This window comes from Streptomyces sp. DH37, from assembly GCF_029813835.1.
GTDB lineage: Bacteria > Actinomycetota > Actinomycetes > Streptomycetales > Streptomycetaceae > Streptomyces.
In genome coordinates this window covers 26,737-48,556 of record NZ_JARVKV010000029.1, presented here as the reverse complement: position 1 = coordinate 48,556, position 21,820 = coordinate 26,737, and the positions used below count along the sequence as shown (strand labels likewise).

Genomic DNA, 21,820 nt, shown 5'->3' with positions numbered 1-21,820 from the left:
GGGGAACGGGGAATGTGCGGAGGGCTCAGATGTCCTCGCGGCCATCGACCGGGGTGCCGTCGATGTTGATGCCGCAGTGCTGCCGGTAGGCGCGGAACAGGGCCTTGAAGCGCCACTGCGGGAAGCGGCTGGCGTGGAACTCCTCCCAGTCCTTCGGACCGAGCGCCAGACGGAACGCTCCGGTCATCGCCGCGACGTCGCCGCCCTCCGCGGCCTCGACCAGGCCCCAGACGTCCAGCTCCTCCAGGTGCTGCATCGTCCAGCGGCGGTCCTTCCACTGGAACACGAACGGCTTCAGCTCCCGGGGCGGCTGGGCCGCGTCCAGGTTGAAGTCGAACGGGGAGTCGTCGGGCCGACGAGCCTTGCTGGCGGATGCGGCGCGGGGTGCACTCATGGGCGGGCCTCACTCTCGGGTGTGCAGGGACAGGGTGTTACTCGCGCTCGGATCGTTCGGTGACCTCGAGCCCGACCGCACGGGCGGCACGGATCAGAGCGGCCTCGCGCTCCTCGTCGGTGACGCTGCCGCCGAAGGCGGTAACCCGGGCGGCGCGGCGGTCGGTGGTGTAGGGGCGGAACTGGATCCGCGCGTCGTCGGGCAGCTCGGCGCGGGCGGCCGCGGCGACGGTCACGGCGGTTTCGTTCATCAGGTCGCGCATCTGCGGGGACTTCAGGACCTCGCTGATGCCCTCGTAGTCCAGGCGGAAGTCGACTCGCGTGCGGGGCATGCTCACTCCTTCGCGGGGTGCTTGCGGCGGCGGGGCCGTACGGCCGCGTGCGCGGCGTCGGCCGGCGCCGGGGCGGCGGCCATGGTGGGGCGGCCCTCCTCGCGGGCCTGGAGCAGCCGCCGCTTCAGCAGCTCGTGCTTGTACCGGCGGCGCTTGACCTTGAGGCGGTCGCGGGCGGTCTGCGGGCGGGGCGCCGGACGCGGTGGCTTGCGGGGCCGCTTGGCCACGGTGTTGTTCACCGCGGTGATCAGCTCACCCATCCGGTCGTAGATCCCGGTCAGCCGCTCCACCTCCGGCGACCACTCGGTCAGCGGGGGGTGGACGGAGCCCTTCGTCTCCGGGGTCTGCTCGGCCAGCTCCTCGTCGTTGGCCAGGGCCGCGACGAACCGGGAGTGCCGGGGCAGCTGGTCGATGACGCTCGCCAGGAAGGCGAAGCGCCGGTCGCGCCACAGCCGAGCCAGGTCCCAGCCGCGGTCGGCCAGGTCCGCGCGGATGGCCTCGCCGTACCGGTGGATCAGGTAGGCGAGGCGTCGGCTCCCCCCAGGCCGTAGTGCTCCCGCCACCGCGTCAGCAGCATGTCCAGCTTCCAGCCCGGCATCCGGTGCTGGGCGAAGGCGTCGTACTGGTCGCCGAGGAGGACCCGCAGGTCGGCGTCGGCCGGGCCGGTGCCGAGCCGGTCGATGAGCCGCCAGTCCAGCTCGCGCGGATCGGCCAGGGTGAAGAGGGTGTCGCCGTGCACGATGGTGAACGGCTCCGGCGCGCCCTCACGCTCGAGCGCGTCGAGGTCGAGGGACGGGGTGGACGGGGTGTCCATGGGCGGGCTCTCCTGGGCTACTTGCTGGAGCTGCTGGTCTTGCCGCGCCGCGACGAAGACGACGAAGAGGAGGAGCTGCTGCTCTCGGTCTCGTCGCCGGAGGAGCTGCTGCTCTTCTCCTGGCCGGTCTCCTGCGCGGCGGTGGCCGGCTCCTCCTCGGCCGCGGCCTTCCGCTCCTTGGCCCGCTCCTCGCGCCGGCGGGTCTCGGCCTTGGCCCGCTCGAGGTAGGCCGCCGCGGTCTTGTCGTGCTTGGCGGCCTTCTCCAGCTCGGTGCGCGGGCGCCAGCCGCGGGCGCGCAGGCGGGTGGCGACCACGGGCGAGTCGACCGTCTGGGTGATGCCACGGGGGGAGATGTACTCGGTGCCTGCCACGGGGTCCTCTCCATCTGTACGGGGGGCGGGCGCGAGGGGGGTGAGCCGTGGCGGCCGGTGCCCGCCCAAGGGCCGGCCGCCACGGCGGTCAGGAGGAGGCCGGGCAGCCGCCGGTGGTGCACGCGATGACGGTGGCCACCCGCTGGACTCCGGCCGCGCTGAGGACGTGCAGGTCGACCTCCAGCAGCGACGGCAGGAGGCAGCACGGGCACAGCTCCTCACGGCGGCGGGGCGCGCCGGGGGTGAGCGTCAGCCGTACGGCCCGGCCCGCCACGGTCAGAAGCCCATCGCGGAGAGCAGGGCTTCCCAGCCGGGGCCGCCGAAGTAGAACCGTTCGCTGTAGCCGAGGGTGTCGTCCATGTAGCCGGTCAGGGTGACCGGCCAGCCCAGCGGGTCGTCGCCGTTGTTGAACGCCTGGTCGTCCTTGTCCGTCAGCGAGGCGCGGGGCAGGAAACGCGCGATGTAGATTTCGCCGGCGTCGGCCAGGTCCACGCCGATGGTCAGCACCCGCCAGTACCGCAGCGGCGGCCGGTCCGGCTTCTCGACGACGACCTCGCCGGACGTGGCGTCCGGGACGACGGCGGTCATGTCCGCCCCGGTGTAGAGGCCGATGGTGTGCTTGTTGGTCTCCTGGAGGGACACCTGGAGGGTGGTGACGTCGGACACGATGTCGCGCCTGGTCGGTTCGACCGCGCCCCAGGAGGTGACGTCGGAGGTCTCCACGTCGCTCGAGAACTGGGCGCCGTCGTCCGACATCCAGCCCAGGTCGTTGTAGCCGGCGGGCAGCGCGTTGAGCGAGCTGTCGGCGCCGGTGAGCGAGGTGATGGCGTCGGAGGTGATCGGCGCGATGAACGTCGACCCCTCCAGCGACTTGCGGATGAGGGTGTTCTGGTGGTTCTTCAGGGTCTCCCAAGCGGGCACGGCCCTACTCCTCTCGTGCGGGACTCCATGCGGGCAGAGCCCCGGCAGACGGCGGGGCGGCGTGGGCGGGCAGGTCGGTCAGGCCGAGCGGCGCAGTGAGGCGCGGTAGGTGGCCAGCACGCACCGGATGGCCGGGTTTTCGTGCAGGACCGCGCGCAGCCCGACCTCGGTCCGGGCGCGGTCCATCACACCGACGCCGGGCACGCGGGCCGGGCCGGAGATCATGCGCTGTTGGACAGCGCGTGCCACCCGCCAGGCGATGGCGCGGGTGGCGGCCGCGATCTCGATGTCGACGCGCGGCCGGTCGGTGCGCAGGTCGTCCTCGCCGCCCACGCGCCGGATGCGGATGAAGTGCTCCTGTCCGTCGACGCCGGCGAACAGAAGCTCGTGCAGGTTCGCCGGGTAGACGCTGCCGGTGGGGCCGAGGTCGGCGAGCCTGGCGATCAGCAGGTCCTCGACGTCGGGGTACGGAGGCAGATCGGCGGCCATCAGCCCGTCACCTCCCTCAGCTGCACCTCGATGTGGTGGGGCCGGCCGCGCTCGTCGTCCCACGGCTGCGGTTCCCCGTCGACCTGGAACACGTGGCTGCGCCAGCGCACCTGATCGGTGGCGCGGACGTCCGTGCCCGGGGGCACGAACCAGAACCACGTGGAGGCCACGGTGGTGCGGGCGTCGTCGTTCTCCGCGCTCGCGCCCGGCTGCATCGACGTGCCCGTCACCTCGATCTCCTCGGGGTCGCCGGGCAGCGGGTCGCCGTGCGCGTCGGTGCCGCGGCCGCGGACGATGAGCGCGGTGTGGTTGCCCAGGCGCGGCATCGTCAGAAGCCCTCGGGCAGCCGGTAAGTGTCCAGCCGGGAGTCGTCGATGGGCGGGACCATCGCGCGCATGTCGCTGTAGGAGACGGTCACCCGCCCGACCGTCCGGGAGTGGGGGACCAGCGCGGGGTTGGACAGCATCTTGCCCGCGTAGTCCAGGGTCACCGCCCGGAACACGGGCGGTACTGCGTCGGCCGGGTAGCCGTGGGCGAACAGCACGGTGATCCCCTGCGGCCGGTCGGTCCAGTCGATCGGGAACCCGGACACCACCCGCCGCAGCATCCCGTGCCGGTACAGCAGGAAATCATCCCCCTGCACCAGGAGCCGGCCGCTCTCGGTCACCGAGGTCACCGACGTCAGGTGGAGCGTGGGCAGCAGCAGCTCCTCGGTGCCGGGCCCGTCCAGGGTGACGGTGACGTCGTTCTCTTCGGTGACCGACCAGCCCAGCGTGTCCCGGATCTGGTCGGAGACCGCATCGAGGATGAGCTGCGCCCGCGTCTCGTCCAGGCCCTCGTCGTCGTGCAGGATGCGCAGGTCACTGACGCTCGCGAACGCAGCCACAGCCCTCTCCCCTCAGTCCTGGGCGATGATGTTGGCCGACCGCAGCGCGGCGAGGATGGCGTTGATCGCGGTCGCGTTGTCCGCCGCGGTGGCGCTCGCGTCGGTCGGTACGTCCGGGATCGCCGCGCCGTGCACGTAGGTGCTGGTGTCCTCGTCGAAGACGGTCGGCTCACCCATCGGTCTTGCCGCCCTTGGCGTCGTCCGCCTCGCTGTCCTCGGCGGCCTTGGTGGTGCCGGTGGTGCCGGCCTTCGCGGGGCTGGCGGCCGAGCTGCCGCCGCTCCTGGCGGCCGACCTCGAGGTCGCGGACTTGGCCGCCGTCTTGGTCTCCGGCGCGGCGGTGGCCTTCGTCCGGCGGCTCGAGCCCGGCTTGCCCGCAGGCCCGTCCGGCTTGGTCTCGGCCTTCGGCTTCTCCGCCGCGGTGCGCGTGGCGGTCTCAACCCGGCGGCCGCGGGCGTCGAGCTCCACGGCGCGGCCCTCCTCGATCAGCTTGCGGGCCTGCTCGTCGTCGTCGAGGTAGTACTCGTGGTGCGCGTCCAGATCGACGCGGGTGCGCGGCGCCACCTTGATGACGGTGGGCTTGAGGACCAGGACCCTGGTGGTCATCTGCCTCTCCTTTCCGGTCCGGGCCCCGGCCCCCGGGCGCAGGTGCGCTCGAGGGCCGGGACGGGTGAGCGAGGGATCAGAGCCTGTACCAGGCGAACGCCTTGGGGCGGATGACGGCGCCGCCGACGCGGTGCCGGAACAGCAGGCCGATCTTGCCCTCGTCGGCGTACCGCTCCACCAGGCGCGTGACCGTCAGCCGTCGCCGGTCGGCGATCATGTAGCCCTGGCGGACGTCTCCGAAGATCACGGACTTGTCGGTGCCGGCGCCCGCGTCGGCGGTGGTGGTGATCGCGGGCAGACCGTCGACGGTGTACCAGCGGTACCCCATCAGGGTCGGCGGCTCGCCTGCGGCCAGGTTCGGCTGGAGCAGGTAGCGGCCGTCGCCGTCCTTCAGCAGCGCGATCTTCTCCTCCGCCGAGGTGTGCCCGAGCCACACCCCGTTGCGGCGGAACTGGCTGGGCACGGCGAAGGTGACGCGCTTCAGCTCGTCGCCGGTGACGGTCTGGCCCGCCGCGGCGGCCACGCCCTGGGTGACCGTGGCCGCGGCCGCCATGCCCTCCGGCCGGCCGGCACCGGAGCCGTTGGCGAACGCGTCGTCCTCCTGCTCGGCGATCTTCAGGGACAGGGCCTGGGAGATGATCGCCGCCAGGTCGTCGTTCGCGTCGTCCAGCTCGTCGACGCCGATCTTCACCAAGGCGTTGAGGTCGTGGACCTCGATGGTGTCCTTGTCGGCCGGGTCCGCCGGCAGACCGTCCGCCAGGGCGGCGCCGGTCTCGAGCTTCCCCCAGCCGGCGGCCGCGACGTTGACGACACCGATCTCCATCTTGTTGCTGGAGGTCGGCCGGACGGTGGCCAGCGGCCGGATGGTCGCCTCCCTGGGCAGCTCCCGCAGGATGGTGCCCACGAAATCCGCGGGCACGAGGACCTGGCCCTCGGCGTCCTCCACCAGGTCGGCCTTGTACTCGTGCTTCATGCCGGCGTGGCCCTTGCGCACGAAGTCGAAGAACGCCTTCTGCTGGGCGTCCTTGCGCTGCTTGTCGGTGGTCCACACGCCGCCGATCTCGGCGACGGACATCCCGCCGCTCTCCTCGGTCCCGGACATGTCGTGCTTGAAGTCCGGAGCGGACAGGAAGTTGTCCATCTCCGTGATGCGGGTCTCCCGCTCGACCTGCTTCTTGCACTTGGACGCCTCGCCGAGCAGCAGGTCGATCTTCTTGGTGACCTCCGCCGGCATGCGGGTCTTGTCGTCGAACTCGTCGTTCAGAGCGCGGGCCTGCTCGATGCACTGGGCCGCACGCACCAGAAGCGGGTGAGGCATGGTGCCTCTCCTCCCTATGTGTGCGCGCACGAAAAAGGACCCAGCCCGGTGGGTGGGTCCGTCTCGTGTGCGTGTGGTCGGTTACCGGCCGCGAAGCTCGCGGAGCTGATCGGCTAGCTCCGCTTCGCGGTTGCTGCGCTCCAGCCAGGTGCTGAGCGCGTCCAGACGGGCGGAGGTCCCCGCGTACTGCACGGGGTCGACCACTGCGTCCGGGTCCCGGCCTGCGAGCACGGCGTCCGCCTTGTGCATCAAGAGCGTGAGTGCGTCAGGCCCCTTGGGGTCCTGCTGCGGCTCGGCGCCCTCCGGCTTACCGGCGTCCCCTGTCTCCAGGTGGGTGGTCTGGGTGGAGCTGTCCTTCTGTTCTCGGGTGGCGGGCTGCTCCAGGCCCGGCACCCCGCCCAGGGCGGCGGTGTTCATCCACTCAGCGAGCGCGGCCTTGACCTCGGTCTCGTCCGCGCCGCAGACGACGGCCCCCTGCACGACGGTCTCGACGGTCTCGGCGACCGCCGACTTCACGCGCTGGATCACGGCGGACGGGTTCGCGGGGAAGACGACCGCGCTGACCTCCCACAGCTTGACCTCCTCCAGCACACGCACGCGCTTGGAGCCGCGGGTCTCGTACCGCCACTGCAACGGCTCGTAGCCGATGGACATCTTCTTGATGTGGCCGTCGATCATCTTCTGGCGGATGGCCTGGGTGTCCGGGTCGGTGGCGAACTTGACCCGGATCTTCAGACCCTTGTTGTCCTCCTCCGCGCCGACCAGCGTGCCCAGCACGTTCCGCACGCTGGCGTAGTGGTCGGCCAGGTACGGGACCTCGCCCTTCAGCACGCGCGGGATCGTGTTCTTGAAGGCGCCGGCGGCCACGACGTCGTAGTGCAGGTCGATGTTGTCGAACGTCGACGCGTAGCCCTCGAGGACGTTGTCCTCCTCCTCGTCCACCGCCTTCCACTCGGCGGGCACGATGAGCGTCTGCATCTTCATGGGGTCACACCTCTCTGGCCCGTCGCCGGTCGCCGGTCACGTGGCCTTGTCCACGCGCATCGAGCAGTTGCAGTTGGACCGTTCCTTGTCGTCCAGCCGGGAGTCGCCCGGCCACCTGGCGCCGTTGCTGAAGGTGTCCTTCAAGCCGACCGTCTCGCCGTTGATCGCGGCATGGGACTTGCGCGGGTTGGAGCCGGTGATCCACGTCTTGGTCAGCTCCTGGCCGGACTGCTGGCCCGCCTCCCGTACGCCGAACCCGGTCGCTGCGGTCACCTCGGTCCGGGCGGCCCGCGGCGCGCGGTACTCGATGAACAGGCCGAACATCTCCCGCACATCCCCCGCCGAGGCGCCGGAGTCCAGCGCGTCGGCCAGGGCGAAACGGGTGGCGCCGTTGATACCGGCCGCCACTCCGGCAGCGTGCTCGGTCAGCCACTCGTGGGTGCGCTCGGCGTCGTAGTCGTCGGCGGACAGGCCAAGGCCGGCGAGGATGGAGCGGCCCGCAGCGGTGGCCACCGCCAGCGCGATCCCGAAGATGGTCGGCGCGAGGACGCGGTTCCAGCGGGCCAGGTCGAACACGTCCGACAGGGCCTTGCTGCTGCGGCCGGCGTGGGCCTTGCCGTCGTCGGGCCACTTCGCGGCGACGACCGCGCCCTGCGTCTTGAAGAACTCCGCGAGCTGGCGCTCGGCTTCCTTCACGTGGGAGTCGGGGACCTTCGGCTGGGCCACCGCTCACCCCCGCAGGGGGCGGCGCGGCAGGGAGGCGGTCAGGAACCGGGCCAGTTCCGCGTCGGAGAGGGCCGCGCCTTCCGGCCCGGTCTCCTCCTGGCCGCCGTCCTGGCCGCCGCCGTCGGTGCCTGCGGCTGGCTCGCCGCCGCCGGTCGGGGTGCCGTCGGCCAGGGTGGGGGTGACGCCGGCGGGGCGCAGGTACACGTCCGCGCCGGGGTCCGGCGGGAGGCCGACGATCTTCCGGAACTCGTTGACCGTGATCGCGCCGGAGCGCAGCGCGTTGTTCGCGCGCTCCCAGATCGCCTGCTCGGACTCCTTCAGCGCGAGGACCTGGCTGCGGTCCCAGCGGACGGTCACCTTGCGGGGCATGGCGAACTGGGCGTCGAGCACCTCGGGCAGGAGGCGGGCGGTGATGACGTCGCCGATCCGCCGCTGGAGGGGGAGGATCGTCTCCTCCCAGAAGGAGGTACGGGCCTCCTTGTAGTTGGCGAACGTCGACCGGTCGAGGCCGACCTTCGCGCCGACCAGGATGGGCGGCACTCCGAAAGCCGAGCAGATCCGCGCCTCGCTGATGGTCCGCAGGTCCGGGAACTCCAGGCTGTTCAGGTCCAGGCCCAGCACCTTGACGTCCATCCCGGCCTGGAGGACCGCGGGCTCACCGCGCTTGGACCCGCCGAACTTCTGCTTCCACTTCGTAGCGAGCCTGTCTGAGACCTCCTGGTCGACCTTGCGCTGGGTGGTGATGACCACCCCGGGCACGGCCCGGTTCTGGAGCAGGTGCTTCACGAAGTCGGTGGCCTCGTTGTCCAGAGCGACAGCCCGCAGCGCCGGCCGCAGCGGCGCCTGCCCGACCAGCGGATCGACCGGGTTGGGGTAGCGGAACGCGAGCACGTCGGTGCCGAGGTCGACGATGGACCCGCCGAGCAGGTAGCCGTACCGGGTGCGGCCGTTGCGCTGCCGGATGAACCGCACGAGGTCCGGGCGCAGCGGCCACAGCTGCACCGGTCGCCCGGCCTGGTCCCGGATGATCTCCCAGAACGCGATGCCGGCCAGGTCCATGTGGATGACCGTCAGCTCGAACAGCTCGAACTCGGTCAGCATCGGGTTGGGGTTGGTGATCAGCTCGCGCAGCGGGTGGTTCTCGCGGGGCTCGCCGAGCCCGTCCGGCCCGTACACCCGCAGCGGCGCCTCCGGCAGCGAGGTGGCCTTCTCCATGATGCAGGCGTAGACCAATTCGTTCCGCCCGAACCCGGCTTCCGCGTAGGGCAGGAACCCGGCGGCCGGGTAGTCCGGGCTGTTGACGCCCAGCCCCAGGGAGGTGCCGAACGCCTGGCCCTCCACCGCCTTGGTCTCCACCCGCTGAGGCGGGCCGGTCAGCCACCCCATCTCAGGCGTTCCATCCGGTCAGCAGCGACAGCACCACGGCCATCCCTCCAGCGGTGAGGACCGCGGCCCCGCCCCCGTACAGCAGCAGCACCCCGGCGGGAACACCGGTGACGCCGACGGCCATGGACGCCGCGGCCGCCGCCCGCCGCGGCGCCTGCTGCGCCCACGCTCCGGCCGCGCGGGCGCGCTCGCGCACGGCGTCCAGCGTCACCGGCTCCCGCTGCTCCTGCCGGGGCGCGGCGGCCAGGAGCATCACGCCCAGGGCGAGCAGCGCCCAGCCGGGCCCGGCCAGGAGCAGCACGCCGGCAGCCAGGCAGGCGACAGCGGCAGCACGGTGCATCGGTGACTCCCTGAAGAGGTTCGGTCAGAAGATGTCGGCGGCGGCGCCGGCCTCGTCCACGGCCAGAGAGCCGTCGATGGCGAAGAACAGGGCGGGCATCCCGTCGATGCGCTTCCCGGTCTTGTTCCTCTCCGGTTTGACCGGGCGGATCCGGTCGGGGTCGTCGCGCGGCCGCTTGGCCTCGAGGTTGTCCGCGCACCACGCGGCCACGGGGTTGCCGTAGTGGGTGATGCCGCGGGTCTTCAGCAGCCGCAGCATCTCCGTCATCGGCTGCGTCATCCGTTCGAAGGTGGTGTTCGACTCGACCATCTCCAGGCCGGTGCGGTCCTCGATGGCCTGGCGTACGGGCTCGCCGCACCACTTGTCGTAGGTGGCGTCGACGATGGCGAAGGTCGCGTTGTCCTCCTCGATGGCGGCGTAGATCGACTCGTAGTCGATGACGTCGCCGTCGGTCGCGGTGACCCAGCCGTCACGCACCCAGAGGCTGAACTTGTCGTCGGTGGCCTTGTCGAGGGTGGGCACGACCGACTCCGGTACCCAGAACCGCCACAGCGCCGAGCCGTCCTCGAAGAACAGGCACCAGGCCGTCAAGTCGAACTTGCTCGAGAGGTCCAGGCCGGCCCAGCACTTCTCGCCGGCGAGCCGGGGCCGCAGCCACTCCGGATTCGGAGCGACCTCCCCGGTGCAGGAGCCCCACAGGTCCATCGGCACGAACCGGGTGACCTGGGATACCCGCTGGTTGAGCTGGAACTGCCGGAAGCCGTTCTCCTTGTTCGGGCTCGCCTTGGCCTCGAGCGCCTGGCGGCGCATCGCGTCCAGCGACTTGAAGGCCCCCAGCGCGGGGTTCGGCCACTTCCAGTTCGCCTCGTCCCACGGGTCCAGGCTGGTCGGCAGGTCCGGGTGCCCGGGGAAGATCCGGTGCAGCGCCGCCAGTTCCTCGTCGGTGCGGGGGAACTTCCGCACGAAGGCGAAGATGTGCGGCGCCCGGGCCGGGTCCTGCTGGACCCGCTCGGCCTCGTCGATCAGGTCCGCCCCGAAGCTGGCCGGGTCGTTGGTCTCGGTGGTGATCGCGCACAGCATCTCCTGGAGGCGGGCGCCCACCGCGGTGGTCATCGCCTCCCACAGCGACCCGTCCGGCTGGGACAGCACCTCGTCCAGGCAGAAGCCGTGCGGGTTGTGGCCCAGCTCGCCCTGGGCGTCGGCGGTGATGACCTCGTAGTGGGAGGCCATCGTCTCGTCGACCAACCTGCGCGCGTTGCGGACGTGCTTGAGGCGCTTGTTCAGGACCGGCTGGAGCTGCACCATCCTCAAGGCCGGTTCGAACACCTTCCCGGCCTGCTTGGTGTCGGCGGCGGCGCCGTAGACCTCCGCGGCTTCCTCGTCGTCGCCGATGAGGAGGTACAGCAGGATGCCGGCCGCGATCTCACTCTTCCCGTTCTTCCGGGCGAGGACGATGTACGCGATGCGGTACCGGCGGACGTAGCAGTCGTATTCGCTGGACCAAAGGACCTCGCCGAACATCGGCCGCAGGATCTCGTGTTCCTGCCACGGCTCGGGGATGAACGGCTTGCGCTTGTGCGGGCCCTTGGTGTGGACGAGGAGTTCGGAGAAAAAGGCCACCACGCGGTCGGCACGTGGCGCGCAGTAGTGGGCGCCCTTCTTCGTGCAGGTCTGTCCGCGGAAGGTGTAGCCGCAGGTCGTACCGCGCTTGTCCTTCGGCCGCCACCGCTTGTCGTGGTTGATCGTGTACGGCCGGCGGCGCGCCCGGGAGGCCTTACGCGGTCGGGTGGAGGCGGGCGTTTCCGCGGCCACGGCGGTCTCCGATCCGGGCGGAGAGGCCCCCCGGCTTTCCGCTCCTTCGCATCGCAACCTCCCGCAGTTCCCAAAACTTAGACCGCATTTCGCTTGCAAAGTTCGGGGATTCGAGGCACTATATACATAGACCGCAGAACGCGGTTAAAGTTTCCGGGAGGGGCAGACCATGACCATCACCACCGACGTGACCGACGTGAATGCCGCCTTCGCCACCGAGCGCGCCGAGCAGATCGACGCCGCCCGCGCCTGGGAAGCCCGCCTCGCCGAGCGCATCGCGCGGGGTGAGGTCGAGCGCCTGGCCGACGGCCGCTACCGCGTCCTCACCGGGTGGGACCGGGGCGAGATCCTGTCCGCCACCGGCATGCCCCAGCACGGGCTGGACATGACCGGCGACCGGGCCGCGCTGTACTCCGCCGTCCCCGCCTGGCACGGCCTCGGCCAGATCATCCCCGGCGGGACCTCCGACGTGGACACGGTGCTGGAGCTGGCCGGGATCGCCTACGACGTGAAGCGCGTCCCCGCCCTGTACGAGTGGCAGGGCGACATCCTCACCCACACCGACAAGTTCACCACCGTCCGCGCCGACACCGGGGCCGCGCTCGGCACCGTCGGGGCCCGCTACGAGGTGATCCAGAACCGGGCCGCGTTCGCGTTCCTTCAGGAACTCGTCGCCGACATGGGCGTCATCTGGGAGAGCGCCGGGGCGCTGCGCGGCGGCCGCAAGGTCTTCATCTCCCTGCGCCTGCCGGAACACGTCACCGTGGACGCCGAGGGGATCAACGACAAGATCATCCCGTTCATCTCGGCGATCAACGCCCACGACGGGAACCACCCCTTCACCGTGGTGGTCACCCCGTGGCGGCCGGTGTGCGGCAACACCGAACGCTTCGCCGTCCGCGACGCGTACACCCGCTGGACGGTGCGGCACACCGCGTCGGCCACCGACCGGATCAAGGAAGCCCGCCGCACGCTCGGCCTGTCGATCCGCTACTACGAGCAGTGGGCGGCCGAGGAAACCGCGCTGGCCCGCACCGACCTGGCGATCAACGATTTCCACAAGGTGATCAACAGCCTGTGGCCGCTGGACGAGGACGCCACCGACCGCACCCGCACCATCGCGGCCAAGCGGACCGACAAGCTGGACGATCTGTTCCGCACCGAGGCCGAGCGGTCCGGCCGCACCGCCTACGCCGCAGAGCGCGCGGTCACCGAGTACCTGGACCACTACGCCCCGATCCGCCCGTCCGGCGCGCTGAAGGGCAACCCCATCGGAGCGCGCGGCCAGCGGCTCCTGGAAGGCGCGGACGACGAGATCAAGTCCAAGGCCCACCGGAAGCTGATGCTCCTGCGCCGCTGACCCTCGGGTGTCCGGGCCGGACCCCCACCCGGCCCGGACACCCCGCCCCCAGCCTGCGTAGCTCAGCGGCAGAGCAGCGGTCTTATAAGCCGACGGTCGCGGGTTCGAATCCCGCCGCAGGTACGCCACCCACACCGCCCGTGGCAGAACGGAGCAGCAACCGATGACCGGTCACCTCACGCAGCAGCCGCAGACCCCGGCCGCCTTGGCACGCGCCATCCTCGACGCGATCCGCGCCCAGCCCGACGCCTTCGACATGGAGGAGTGGACCAACCTCGCCCCCGGCGAGGAGCTGGAGCCCGGCGCCATCACCTGCGGCACCACCCTGTGCGCCGCCGGATGGGCCGCGCACCTCACCGGCTGGACCATCGTCAGCACACCCCTCAGCGTCTACGCCGAGAAGGACGAGCGGACCTGCAACATCGGCGACGCGGCGTGCGAAGCGCTCGGCCTCACCGAGGACGAGACGTTCTGGTGGGAGGACGAAGAGACCGCCATCCACCGCCTCGAAGAGATCGCCGGACTGCGCTGACCCAGCCGGTTGCCGGGCCGCGCCCCCGCGCGGCCCGGCAACTCCCCAGCCGTCCCGGCGCGGGACATGCGACCCGGGGCCCCAACCCCACCGACTCGCTTCCCGCGCCGGGACCTCCCCGCCACCACACGGAGGAGACCATGAGCACCATCACCATCCCGGCCGACGTCGCCGAGCTGTTCGCCGACACCTGGGGCGACCAGCAACTGGCGTACGACATCGCCGGATCCCTCACCTGCACCGAGGCCGACGTCCTCGCCGAGCTGCTGGCCGCGCTCGGCGCGCCCGACGCCGCCGACATCTGGGCCGACGCCCACGCCGACGAGGACCAGCCCGGCGACGCCCACTACCGCGAACCCGCCGACTCGAGGAACCCCTGACCCATGGACCACGAGCCCGCCGAGCTGCTGCGCGTCACCGCGCACTACGAGTGCGCCGACTGCGGCGGCCGGTTCTCCGCCGACTACACCGACAACGGCATCCCGCCGCAGACCCGCCCGCACCGCACCTGCACGGCCGCCTCCGACGACGAGCAGTGACCGACCCCGGCCGGGGCGAGATGCCGTAGCACCGCCCCGGCCGATATCCTCACCCGCATGACGCGGCCCAAGTATCTCGACCTCCACGCCGTCGCGGAGCTGACCGGCCTGACCTACCCCACGGTGCGCGGCTACCACAACAAGGCCGCGATCCGCCGGCGCGACGGCACGTCCCGCCCGGGTGACTTCCCGCCGCCGGATGATGTATTCAGCCGCGTACCCCTCTGGCTGCCGGACACCATCGAGACCTGGATGGCGAACCGGCCCGGCCGCGGCACCGGCGGCGGACGACCGCGGAAGAACCCCAACAGCGGGAGCGACGCATGACCACGCTGATCATCGCCATACGGGACGCCGACCAGGAGACCAAGCGCCGCGCCGTCGACGCCCTGCACGACGCCGGCCTGACCATCGCTGAGGCTCAGCTGACCAGCGGCCCCGTCGTCCTCGAGAAGCACGGCCAGGACGACACCGGCGAGCACCCCGCCGGCCCGCTGAAGTGGGTGGCCGCGCTCCTGTTCCTCGCCGTCCCGGCGCTCCTCGTCGGGTGGATCTGGGCGGGGGAGTGGCGGTACGGAGCCACCGCCGGCGTCGCGCTCCTGGCCGCCTTCATGGTCCTTGGCCTCTCCCTGGCCGGACGGGACCAGGCCGCCTGAGCGCCGCCAGCCGCGGCCGCCCGCGCCGAGCTGCCCGGGCCGCCGGCCGCGGCGCCGCAGCGGCTACCCGCTGAGCAGGTCCTCCTTCGGGTCCCGCTGCTCGCCGCCGAGGCTGAGCGAAGCGCGGTCGGACGGGGTGAGCCCGAAGCGGGAGCCGTACCGGACGACGATCTCGGTGTAGTCCTTCAGCGCGGTCAGCATCGGGTTCTTCACCACGCCCCGCGAGCCCTGGACCGTCAGCCCCTCAGTGGCCAGCTGCACCGCGGCCCGCCGGTGCCCGATCACCGCGTCGCAGAACACGGCGAACGCCTCCGTGTCCCACGGGGTCAGCACCCGCTTGCGGATCAGGTCCGGGGCCAGGCGGTGCCAGAGGTCCAGTGCGGTCTCCTGGCCGGCGTCCGCCTGGCGGTCGAGCTCCACCAGCCACCCGGGCGGCTCGATCGCGCCTTCGTCCGGCACCGGCTCGGTGTCGTTGATCCGGTCCTTGCGGTCGCCGTGCAGCACCTTGAGCGACGTGGGCTTGGAGGGGCGGCCCTGGCCGGCTCGTCCCATGGTCACCTCCGAGTAGCAGGGGCGCCGCGCACCCGTCAGGGCTCTGACCAGGGCGAACGCGCAAGCGGTGCGCATCGCCGCAGGTCAGCGGCATACGTCCAGGTCAGACGCATGCGTGCAGGTCACAGGCTCGCGCTGCACAAATCCGGGACTTACGTCAGCGCGAGAGATTCATCACCCAGGCGCTCGGACCAAGATCAACTGAGGTCGTCGACCCCTCCCCCCTCCCCAAAGCCGCAGGTCAGGGCCCTGCGCGCTCGGTCCTTGCGCGTTTGCGCAGGTCAGAGGCTTGCCGCGATGGTGCCCGGCGGGTCGTTTGGGGCCGGCCGGGAGGCCGGCCGGAGGGGTCTGGAGGGGGCCTGAGGGGCGCCGGGAGGGGGCGCGCAGGGGTCTGTGAGGGGCTGTGAGAGGCCCGTACGGGGTGTGTGAGGGGCCTTCAGCGGCGGTTCCAGCCCCCGGGCTGCCTGCGGGCCGTCTGGGAGCTGTCGCACGAGCGGCACAGGCCGCGGCCGTGCCGCGGGTCGTTCGGGTCCTCGCCCCGGGCGACCAGCTCCTTGCGGTCCAGGGGCCAGTGGTCGGCTACGACGCTGGGCTCTACGCCGCAGATGACGCACACCGGGTCGCGCGCCAGGACGGCGGGGCGGAAGCGGGTGCGGTGCTCGCCGCCGTAGCCCTGGGCGGTGGAGCTGCCGCGTGAGCGTTGGCTGGCGGCGCGGCGGCGGGTGCGGCACTGGGCGGTGCAGCGGCCCTTGGCGTCCAGAGGGCGGCGGCAGCGGGGGCAGCGGGACCGGGGCCTGGTGGGCATGACCCCCCTTCCGCGGGGTGAGGGGGGGTGTGTGGAGAACGACCCCCCGGCGTGGGATGGGTGGGGGGGTCTGCTGAAGGGCCGGCCCCCCGTGTGCGTGATGCCCCGGGGGGTCAGGAGCGGTACTCGCGCCACCAGCGGTCGATGTGGGCGTCCCAGCGGGGCGGGCGTCCGGCCGCGCGGGCGCGGCGCTTGCACTCGTCGGCGGGCACGTCGAGGGTGACGAGCTGGGCGCCGGGCAGACGGGCGAGGACGTCGGCCCGGCTGGTGATGACCCAGGCGTGGCGCAGTTCGTGTGCGCGGGTCAGGCGGGTGAGCACGGCGTCGCGTGCCTCGATCGCGAAGGGGATCAGGGCGGGCGGGTGGCCGTGGTCGTTCGGTGAGCCGAGGGCCTGGGCGATGGCGTCGAGGTCCAGGACGAGATCGCCGGGGCGGGCGCGCTGGGTGACGTACGTGGTCTTCCCGGCGCAGGGCGGTCCGTAGACGATGGTGACGGCGCGGTGACGGCAGGAGTCGCATTCGCCGGTACCGCCGTGGGGGGCGCGGCAGCGGGGGCAGCGGGTACGGGAGCGGGCGGGCACGGGCGGGCTCCCTGGTCAGGACTCGAAGACGATCAAGGTCAGTCTGTCGTGGGCTTGTCGACTGGCCCCGCAGAGTCGTTGTGCTGAGTGATCAGGCGGGCCCGGTTGTGCATGTGCTCGGCAGCCTTCAGGACGAGCTGGTCGGCGAGGGCTGGGGGAACACCTTCTTCCAGGAGTTCGCGGCGGTAGGTGCCGAGCTGCTTGGCGCTGGTCATGATCTTGGGCATGGGCGGGCTCCTCGGTCAGGGCTCGAAGACGATCAGGGTCAGCTCGGCGGAGTCGACGTCGATGGGCACGTTCGTGCCGTACAGCGCGGGGGAGAGGCTGCCGAACGTGCGGGTCTCCCCGGCCGGGATGCTGACGTCGGTGTCGTCGACGGCCTTGCCGCCGACGGTGACCGGCGTGCCGAGGGTGAGGGTGTGCGCGGCCGCGCCGGTGTTGGTCACGCGGAGCACGGTCTTGCCAGTGTTCGGCATCGAGTGCTGGTTCACGGGGTCGCCGGCCGTCGGGGCGGGGTCGGCGACCCCGGCGTCGGTCAGCTTGGTGACAGGGAGGGACGCGCGGGGCATGGCCGATCTCCTCTCGACGGGGGCGGGCATGCGAAAGGCCCGGCGGTGGGCCGGGCCTGAAGAGGCACTGCGTGCAACGTATGTGGTGAAGCGTGCGCCGCTGACCTGCGGATTGTCAAGCTGCGTCGTGCTGGCGTCGTATCGCGTCGGTGATGTCGGCGAGGTCCCACAGCGCTTCGGGGTGTCCGGGGCCGCCGGTGGGGCGGCGGGCGGCGTGGGTGATGCTGTGGCGGCGGGCCCAGGCCCGGAACGCCGCGGCGGTGGGCTTGCCGAGGGTGTAGGCGGCCTGGGCGGTGGTGATGAGGGGGCGGCCGTCTCTGCCGAGGGGGGTGCGGGCGGTCACGGCGTTGATCTTGCCCGCGGCCGGTGCCTATTCGCACACACGTGCGCCGTACGGCGCTGCTCTACGGCTCCTCGCCGAGCACTTCGGCCTCCAGGCGGGCGAGCTGCCGCGCCGACATCACCTCGGTCCAGGTGCGGCCCTCCACGGTCCAGCGGGTACGGCAGCCGGGGCACGTCCAGATGCGCGGGGCGTGCCACCGCCGGCGGCGCCAGGGCCGGCGGCAGCCTGGCGTGCAGCCCACCAAGTCCCAGTTCGCGTACGCCTCCGTGAAGCTCGGGACGGCGGCGCTGTCGTCCTGGTCGCGGTGGAGCGGCCCCAGATCAACCATGGACACCTCGCTGCCGTAGGAGAGCAGTTGGGGCGGCCCGGGCGCCCAACCGTGGCGCGGCACCCGGGCCTTCTCATGGGCGGTGCGTCATGGGGTGATGCTTCCAGAGTCGGAGGCGCGTCCTCAGCGGGGGCAGGGATTTGAACCCGCGTCTGTGCCGGGGATGAGCCCGGTTGCTCTGAGCTGGCTGAGCTACCCCGCTGAGGACGCGCAGATGCCAGTGTGGCAGGCAGACCTGTCAGGGCCGCCAATCGGGCCGGCAGTCGGGGTGGCCGGCGTACGGCAGCGCGAGGAGGCGGAGGATCGTCATTCCGCGGCCGAAGACGCCATCAACGTCGCTGTTCCACACGCTCTCTGCCTCTTCGATGATGGCCCGCTTCGCCCCCACCTCGGCGAGCACGCGGGCCGGGTCGTGGCGGGCGATGTGGGCTGCTCCCTGCCACGGGACCGTGACGTCGTAGCCGTGAACCTGCATCAGCACTGTGCCATCGTGCGTGTCGCCTGGGCCGGGTTCTTCCATCAGCTCGCCGTACGGGCACTCCGCGTCGTTGCACATGTCCCCGAAGCCGTGGTCCCACCGCCATCGCCCGGTGTGGTTCGTCGCGGCGCGCGCCGCTTTCTCGTCCTCGTCGAGCCGCGCCCGCAGGAACTCGACTAGCTCGTCGCTCATGGCGTCAGTCTGCCGTACGGCGGTCCGCTGGCGCGGTGTCCGTCCACTGCTGCATGAGGCGGGCCTGCCAGGACTCCACGGCCACGCCGATCCGCGCGAGGTAGCGCACGACGGGCGGGCGCTCCCGGCGGTGTCGCTCTACCTGGCGGCGGGCGCGCCCGGTGTCGGGGTATGGGCGGTGCACGCGCGTCACACCCGCCTGTCGTCGTGGTACTGGTAGCGGAAGGCTCCGTCGTCGGCGCGGCTGGGGAGGCCGTCCTCGTCCAGGGCGAGCCGGTAGCGGGCGATGCGCAGCGTGGGGTAGATCGTCTGGGTGTCGAGGTCGGCCATGGGCGGGCCGGGGTCGACGGTGGTGTCCAGGTACTCGGGCGGCCGGCGGCCGGCGATGTCCAGTCGCCGGCCGTCGTTGGGTCCGCCGACCAGGACGGCGGCGCTGTCGTCATGGTCGCGGTAGAGCGGCACCAGGTCGGGGGTCATGGGCTCATTGTGCCCGGCGGCGGTAGCTGCGCCGGGCGGCCAGGGCGGCTGTGACGGTGCGGCCTGTCCAGCGGTTGACGCCGCCGCTGGTGTCGTCCGGCTCGGGCCAGCGGCGCGGCTGGTCGGGCTTGCGGGAGCGGGAGAGGTCGGCGCGGATGGTGGAGGCGGTGACGCCGATCCCGGCGGCCTCCAGCTCCTGGGCGGTGTAGAGGCGGGCGGGCTCCAGGGCGGCGGCCGGTCGGGCGGTGTGCGTGGCGAGCCAGGCGTCCACGTCGGCGGGGTCGTAGGTGTTCCAGCGGCCGCGCGTGCCGACGGGGGCGGGCCAGTCGGCGCGGCGGGCCCAGGTGTTGCGGACGGTGGCGAGGGGGCGGCCGGTGCGGGCGGCGATCTCTGCGACGGTCTCGGGGGTGCGCTTGGTGCGGGGTACCATGGGGGTCCGTCCTTTCGGATGGGTTGTGACCGGCAAGGGTTTCGTGACGCCGCTTCGGTGGTGTGGGCTTCGGCCCGGCCCTGCCGGTCCTTTTCGTTTCTGCGGGCGGGCCGCCCCGGCTGGGTGCCGGGGCGGCCGGTCGGGTCACTCCTGGTGGCCTTCTTCCTTCGCCAGCCACATGCCGAGGCTGGCCAGGTTCCGCTCCGCCGTGATCAGGCAGGCGGCGGCGGAGTGGACGCGCACCGGGTGCGGCTCCTCCATCTGGATGCGGAGGAGGTCCAGCGCGCCGAGCCAGAACAGGCAGCCCGTGACGAGTTCGGCCTTGCGGTCCTCGGGGAGGGTCTGGTCGCGGCCGATCTCGGCCACGCGCTGGACGGCGGTGATGGCCTCGTCCCCCATCACGAACCCGGTGGGCAGGGCGATGGGGAGGGGGAGGTGGTCGCAGACCATGACCAGCAGCGCGTACACCTTGGACAGGTGCTCGCCGAGGTGGCCGGTCATCTCGTCGTCGTGGTCGGCCATGGGGTCGTCCTTTCTCTCGGTGAGTGGGTTGTGAGGTCCGGGGTTCGTGGCCCCGCCCTCTGATGAGTACTTTACAGCACTCGCTTAGTGATTGCAACACCCGTAGTCAGAGAGGGCGGGGTGCCCCGGCTGGCTGCCGGGGCACCCCCTGCCTCACTCCTGGTCCCTCAGCAGCGCGTCAGCGGCACCTTCAAGACCGGCTTCGCCGGATGCCAGGATGATCCGGACCTGATCGGCCCTGATGCCATCCCAGCCCCCGACGCGGAGCAGGCTGAACATCTCGGCTGCGGTGAGCCAGTGCAGGCTGGCCGCCCAGACGCCGATCTTCACGTCTTCGCTCACCGGCTGGTCGCCGATGATCTCAGCCACGCGCCGTACCGCAGAGGTCATCTCTACGGAGTCGTAGACCGGGCCCTCGGGGAGGGCGATCGGCACCGGCAGCTTGGCCAGGAGGGCCGCGAGCAGATCGTAGAAGTCCACGATCAGCACCATCAGGCGCTCCATGCCGCGCTCAGGCTCGTCAGACATGTGATGTCCGTCCTCTCTGCTGTTGTGATGGGTCGTGAGGTCCGGGGTTCGTGGCCCCGCCCTCTGATGAGTACTTTACAGCACTGGATGAGTCATTGCAACACTCATGGGCGAGGGGCCGGCCCAGGGGTACGCGAAGGGGCCGCCCCCCGGCTGGATGCCGGGGGGCGGCCCCTGGTGGGAGGTCAGTCCTCCCGCTGGTTACGGAACCACAACATGAAGTCGAGTCCGGCCTGATGTCCGGTCACCAGCACCACGGAGGCGCTGGCGACGCGGTGGGAGCGCGGCTCGATGCGGTCGAGGATCGACAGCTCCGCTGCCGCCACCCAGTAGTGGCACATCAGCTCGGCGTTGGTCATCGGCTCGGACGGCAGGGGCTGTTCACACACCAGCTCCGCCGCGCGGCCGACTGCCTCGATCCGCTCCAGGATGTCCGCCCCGAAGTCGGGGAGTTCGATCGGCACCGGGAGGGCCCCGCAGACCACCTTGATGGTCCGGTAGGTCGCCTCCAGGTGCTCGCGGAACATGCCCCGCATCCGGTCTTCCTGGTCAGACATGGCGTCCGTCCTCTCTTGATTTGTGATGGGTCGTGAGGTGCGGGGTTCGTGGCCCCGCCCTCTGATGAGTACTTTACAGCACTGGATGAGTCATTGCAACAGCGGAAAGGGGTGAGATCCGGTCCCCCTTTCCGGTCGATAACCCTTGCATCCGTTCAGGGTTTCGGGTAACGTATTCCTTGACAGCGGCAAGGGAAGGGAGGTGAAATACCAATGGGAGACCGGATGGACACGCTCCTCGCGGCGCTCGACCGGCAGGGCTTCAAGTCCTGGCAGGCCGACAGCGGTATGTGGATGTTCAGCCGTGGCTACGTGACGATCACGTTCCACCGCACCCCCGTCACGGCGGGTGAGTGGATCGACCTGATCAGCGTGCTGCGCGGCGCTGGACTCCACTTCCCCGAGGAGGAGTGAGCAGCGGGGGGCCGCGCCGGTATCGCGGCCCCCCGCCCATCCGGACACACGACCGAACAGCCGCACACCGGAGGAACCACGATGACACAACAGCAGCAGTGGCAGGCCACCGTCACCGCCGACGCCGGCGGCCTCCTGGTGGACCTGCACCGACTCGGCCAGGCCGTGCCCGGCGCCACCGCCTACGACGCCTCCAGCGGCCGTCTGACGCTCGTCTGGCGGCTCGAGGCGGCCACCCTGGGCACCGCGACCGAGGCCGCGCTGAAGACGGCCCGTACGGCGCTGCGCGACGCCCTGGGCACCGCGCCCGCCCTGGCCGAGGTCCGGGTCCGTACCGCCGAGGCCGCCGAGGCCGAGGCCGCGCGCCCCGGCGAGCAGGACCTCATGGGCTACGCGGAGGCGGCCGAGGAACTGGGCGTCTCCCGGCAGCGCGTGAACGAGCTCGAGCGCACCCGGGACGACTTCCCCCGGCCCGTCGCGCGGCTGCGGTCCGGGCCGGTGTTCACCGCCGAGTCGATCCGCCGGTTCGCCGCCGGATGGGACCGCCGCCCCGGACGGCCCCGCAAGACGGCCTGACGCCG

At 71.6% G+C, this 21,820-nt stretch carries 39 protein-coding genes and 2 tRNA genes; 9 read left to right on the top strand and 32 right to left on the bottom strand.

Annotated features, from left to right (window positions below; all coding sequences use genetic code 11):
• Positions 1-25: 25 nt before the first annotated feature.
• The 18 genes from QC029_RS16555 to QC029_RS16470 form a co-directional block, all read right to left on the bottom strand.
• The gene (locus tag QC029_RS16555; RefSeq protein WP_279556439.1) at positions 26-394 is read right to left on the bottom strand and encodes a hypothetical protein; all 369 of its coding nucleotides are present in this window, start codon (positions 392-394) and stop codon (positions 26-28) included.
• A 37-nt stretch (positions 395-431) separates the two neighbouring features.
• Entirely contained in the window at positions 432-725 is a 294-nt protein-coding gene (locus tag QC029_RS16550; protein ID WP_279556438.1) for a hypothetical protein, read from the bottom strand.
• A 2-nt stretch (positions 726-727) separates the two neighbouring features.
• Positions 728-1,288: a hypothetical protein gene (locus QC029_RS16545; protein WP_279556437.1), complete on the bottom strand. Its 561-nt coding sequence runs from the start codon at positions 1,286-1,288 to the stop codon at positions 728-730.
• Positions 1,240-1,539 carry a hypothetical protein gene (locus QC029_RS16540; protein WP_279556436.1) on the bottom strand — a complete coding sequence of 100 codons (300 nt, stop codon included), beginning with the start codon at positions 1,537-1,539 and terminating at the stop codon, positions 1,240-1,242. The genes QC029_RS16545 and QC029_RS16540 overlap by 49 nt, the downstream gene beginning before the upstream one ends.
• Before the next feature lie 17 nt (positions 1,540-1,556).
• Positions 1,557-1,910 (bottom strand): hypothetical protein, encoded by a 354-nt coding sequence (locus QC029_RS16535; protein ID WP_279556435.1) that lies wholly within the window; start codon positions 1,908-1,910, stop codon positions 1,557-1,559.
• A gap of 88 nt (positions 1,911-1,998) precedes the next feature.
• Positions 1,999-2,184 carry a hypothetical protein gene (locus QC029_RS16530; RefSeq protein ID WP_279556434.1) on the bottom strand — a complete coding sequence of 62 codons (186 nt, stop codon included), beginning with the start codon at positions 2,182-2,184 and terminating at the stop codon, positions 1,999-2,001.
• 2 nt (positions 2,185-2,186) lie between these two features.
• Positions 2,187-2,831 carry a phage tail protein gene (locus QC029_RS16525; protein ID WP_279556433.1) on the bottom strand — a complete coding sequence of 215 codons (645 nt, stop codon included), beginning with the start codon at positions 2,829-2,831 and terminating at the stop codon, positions 2,187-2,189.
• 78 nt (positions 2,832-2,909) lie between these two features.
• Positions 2,910-3,320 carry a hypothetical protein gene (locus tag QC029_RS16520; protein ID WP_279556432.1) on the bottom strand — a complete coding sequence of 137 codons (411 nt, stop codon included), beginning with the start codon at positions 3,318-3,320 and terminating at the stop codon, positions 2,910-2,912.
• On the bottom strand, positions 3,320-3,646 hold the full coding sequence (locus QC029_RS16515) for a hypothetical protein (RefSeq protein ID WP_279556431.1): 327 nt from the start codon (positions 3,644-3,646) through the stop codon (positions 3,320-3,322). Before QC029_RS16515 ends, QC029_RS16520 begins: the two co-directional genes overlap by 1 nt.
• A gap of 2 nt (positions 3,647-3,648) precedes the next feature.
• Positions 3,649-4,206 carry a hypothetical protein gene (locus QC029_RS16510; RefSeq protein WP_279556430.1) on the bottom strand — a complete coding sequence of 186 codons (558 nt, stop codon included), beginning with the start codon at positions 4,204-4,206 and terminating at the stop codon, positions 3,649-3,651.
• Positions 4,207-4,218: 12 nt separating this feature from the next.
• A complete protein-coding gene (locus QC029_RS16505; RefSeq protein WP_279556429.1) occupies positions 4,219-4,383 on the bottom strand; it encodes a hypothetical protein in 165 nt (54 codons plus the stop codon).
• Positions 4,376-4,810 (bottom strand): hypothetical protein, encoded by a 435-nt coding sequence (locus QC029_RS16500; RefSeq protein WP_279556428.1) that lies wholly within the window; start codon positions 4,808-4,810, stop codon positions 4,376-4,378. Before QC029_RS16500 ends, QC029_RS16505 begins: the two co-directional genes overlap by 8 nt.
• A gap of 76 nt (positions 4,811-4,886) precedes the next feature.
• Positions 4,887-6,128 (bottom strand): phage major capsid protein, encoded by a 1,242-nt coding sequence (locus QC029_RS16495; protein ID WP_279556427.1) that lies wholly within the window; start codon positions 6,126-6,128, stop codon positions 4,887-4,889.
• An 81-nt stretch (positions 6,129-6,209) separates the two neighbouring features.
• Complete coding sequence (locus tag QC029_RS16490; protein WP_279556426.1) at positions 6,210-7,112, bottom strand: HK97 family phage prohead protease; 903 nt, start codon at positions 7,110-7,112, stop codon at positions 6,210-6,212.
• Positions 7,113-7,148: 36 nt separating this feature from the next.
• Entirely contained in the window at positions 7,149-7,838 is a 690-nt protein-coding gene (locus tag QC029_RS16485; RefSeq protein WP_279556425.1) for a hypothetical protein, read from the bottom strand.
• A 3-nt stretch (positions 7,839-7,841) separates the two neighbouring features.
• On the bottom strand, positions 7,842-9,224 hold the full coding sequence (locus QC029_RS16480; RefSeq protein ID WP_279556424.1) for a phage portal protein: 1,383 nt from the start codon (positions 9,222-9,224) through the stop codon (positions 7,842-7,844).
• A 1-nt stretch (position 9,225) separates the two neighbouring features.
• On the bottom strand, positions 9,226-9,564 hold the full coding sequence (locus QC029_RS16475) for a hypothetical protein (protein ID WP_279556423.1): 339 nt from the start codon (positions 9,562-9,564) through the stop codon (positions 9,226-9,228).
• 24 nt (positions 9,565-9,588) lie between these two features.
• On the bottom strand, positions 9,589-11,376 hold the full coding sequence (locus tag QC029_RS16470) for a terminase large subunit (protein ID WP_279556422.1): 1,788 nt from the start codon (positions 11,374-11,376) through the stop codon (positions 9,589-9,591).
• Between the two features lie 169 nt (positions 11,377-11,545).
• Between QC029_RS16470 and QC029_RS16465 the strand changes: the two genes are divergently transcribed.
• The 7 genes from QC029_RS16465 to QC029_RS16435 all read left to right on the top strand — a co-directional run bounded on the left by QC029_RS16465 (position 11,546) and on the right by QC029_RS16435 (position 14,463).
• Positions 11,546-12,736, top strand: a complete 1,191-nt coding sequence (locus tag QC029_RS16465; RefSeq protein WP_279556421.1) for a DUF932 domain-containing protein — start codon at positions 11,546-11,548, stop codon at positions 12,734-12,736.
• 51 nt (positions 12,737-12,787) lie between these two features.
• Positions 12,788-12,859, top strand: a tRNA-Ile gene (locus QC029_RS16460).
• A 40-nt stretch (positions 12,860-12,899) separates the two neighbouring features.
• A complete protein-coding gene (locus QC029_RS16455; RefSeq protein WP_279556420.1) occupies positions 12,900-13,268 on the top strand; it encodes a hypothetical protein in 369 nt (122 codons plus the stop codon).
• Positions 13,269-13,408: 140 nt separating this feature from the next.
• Positions 13,409-13,648 (top strand): hypothetical protein, encoded by a 240-nt coding sequence (locus QC029_RS16450; protein WP_279556419.1) that lies wholly within the window; start codon positions 13,409-13,411, stop codon positions 13,646-13,648.
• Positions 13,649-13,651: 3 nt separating this feature from the next.
• Complete coding sequence (locus QC029_RS16445) at positions 13,652-13,807, top strand: hypothetical protein (protein ID WP_279556418.1); 156 nt, start codon at positions 13,652-13,654, stop codon at positions 13,805-13,807.
• A gap of 57 nt (positions 13,808-13,864) precedes the next feature.
• Positions 13,865-14,134 (top strand): AlpA family transcriptional regulator, encoded by a 270-nt coding sequence (locus QC029_RS16440; protein ID WP_279556417.1) that lies wholly within the window; start codon positions 13,865-13,867, stop codon positions 14,132-14,134.
• Positions 14,131-14,463, top strand: a complete 333-nt coding sequence (locus QC029_RS16435) for a hypothetical protein (protein ID WP_279556416.1) — start codon at positions 14,131-14,133, stop codon at positions 14,461-14,463. The genes QC029_RS16440 and QC029_RS16435 overlap by 4 nt, the downstream gene beginning before the upstream one ends.
• Positions 14,464-14,526: 63 nt before the next feature.
• On the opposite strand, the gene QC029_RS16430 is transcribed toward QC029_RS16435, so the two are convergent.
• From QC029_RS16430 to QC029_RS16365, 14 genes are all read right to left on the bottom strand, one after another.
• Entirely contained in the window at positions 14,527-15,090 is a 564-nt protein-coding gene (locus QC029_RS16430; protein ID WP_279556415.1) for a phage terminase small subunit P27 family, read from the bottom strand.
• Between the two features lie 361 nt (positions 15,091-15,451).
• On the bottom strand, positions 15,452-15,820 hold the full coding sequence (locus QC029_RS16425) for a holin (RefSeq protein WP_279556414.1): 369 nt from the start codon (positions 15,818-15,820) through the stop codon (positions 15,452-15,454).
• Between the two features lie 113 nt (positions 15,821-15,933).
• Positions 15,934-16,401 carry a hypothetical protein gene (locus tag QC029_RS16420; protein WP_279556413.1) on the bottom strand — a complete coding sequence of 156 codons (468 nt, stop codon included), beginning with the start codon at positions 16,399-16,401 and terminating at the stop codon, positions 15,934-15,936.
• Between the two features lie 38 nt (positions 16,402-16,439).
• A complete protein-coding gene (locus QC029_RS16415) occupies positions 16,440-16,628 on the bottom strand; it encodes a hypothetical protein (RefSeq protein WP_279556412.1) in 189 nt (62 codons plus the stop codon).
• 15 nt (positions 16,629-16,643) lie between these two features.
• Positions 16,644-16,970 carry a hypothetical protein gene (locus QC029_RS16410; RefSeq protein WP_279556411.1) on the bottom strand — a complete coding sequence of 109 codons (327 nt, stop codon included), beginning with the start codon at positions 16,968-16,970 and terminating at the stop codon, positions 16,644-16,646.
• Between the two features lie 115 nt (positions 16,971-17,085).
• The gene (locus tag QC029_RS16405) at positions 17,086-17,313 is read right to left on the bottom strand and encodes a hypothetical protein (protein ID WP_279556410.1); all 228 of its coding nucleotides are present in this window, start codon (positions 17,311-17,313) and stop codon (positions 17,086-17,088) included.
• Between the two features lie 61 nt (positions 17,314-17,374).
• Positions 17,375-17,704 (bottom strand): hypothetical protein, encoded by a 330-nt coding sequence (locus tag QC029_RS16400; RefSeq protein ID WP_279556409.1) that lies wholly within the window; start codon positions 17,702-17,704, stop codon positions 17,375-17,377.
• 61 nt (positions 17,705-17,765) lie between these two features.
• Positions 17,766-17,843, bottom strand: a tRNA-OTHER gene (locus QC029_RS16395).
• A gap of 36 nt (positions 17,844-17,879) precedes the next feature.
• The gene (locus QC029_RS16390) at positions 17,880-18,311 is read right to left on the bottom strand and encodes a DUF6221 family protein (RefSeq protein ID WP_279556408.1); all 432 of its coding nucleotides are present in this window, start codon (positions 18,309-18,311) and stop codon (positions 17,880-17,882) included.
• A 189-nt stretch (positions 18,312-18,500) separates the two neighbouring features.
• Positions 18,501-18,788: a hypothetical protein gene (locus QC029_RS16385; RefSeq protein ID WP_279556407.1), complete on the bottom strand. Its 288-nt coding sequence runs from the start codon at positions 18,786-18,788 to the stop codon at positions 18,501-18,503.
• 4 nt (positions 18,789-18,792) lie between these two features.
• Positions 18,793-19,218, bottom strand: a complete 426-nt coding sequence (locus QC029_RS16380; protein ID WP_279556406.1) for a hypothetical protein — start codon at positions 19,216-19,218, stop codon at positions 18,793-18,795.
• A gap of 144 nt (positions 19,219-19,362) precedes the next feature.
• Positions 19,363-19,740 carry a hypothetical protein gene (locus tag QC029_RS16375; RefSeq protein ID WP_279556405.1) on the bottom strand — a complete coding sequence of 126 codons (378 nt, stop codon included), beginning with the start codon at positions 19,738-19,740 and terminating at the stop codon, positions 19,363-19,365.
• Between the two features lie 153 nt (positions 19,741-19,893).
• Positions 19,894-20,268, bottom strand: coding sequence for a hypothetical protein (locus QC029_RS16370; RefSeq protein WP_279556404.1), 375 nt, complete (start codon positions 20,266-20,268; stop codon positions 19,894-19,896).
• A 185-nt stretch (positions 20,269-20,453) separates the two neighbouring features.
• Positions 20,454-20,825: a hypothetical protein gene (locus QC029_RS16365; protein ID WP_279556403.1), complete on the bottom strand. Its 372-nt coding sequence runs from the start codon at positions 20,823-20,825 to the stop codon at positions 20,454-20,456.
• Between the two features lie 225 nt (positions 20,826-21,050).
• Here QC029_RS16365 and QC029_RS16360 point away from each other — a divergent pair, with 225 nt between their 5' ends.
• Together QC029_RS16360 and QC029_RS16355 are read left to right on the top strand one after the other, a co-directional pair.
• Complete coding sequence (locus QC029_RS16360; protein ID WP_279556402.1) at positions 21,051-21,239, top strand: hypothetical protein; 189 nt, start codon at positions 21,051-21,053, stop codon at positions 21,237-21,239.
• An 81-nt stretch (positions 21,240-21,320) separates the two neighbouring features.
• A complete protein-coding gene (locus tag QC029_RS16355; protein ID WP_279556401.1) occupies positions 21,321-21,815 on the top strand; it encodes a hypothetical protein in 495 nt (164 codons plus the stop codon).
• The last annotated feature ends 5 nt before the right edge of the window (positions 21,816-21,820 follow it).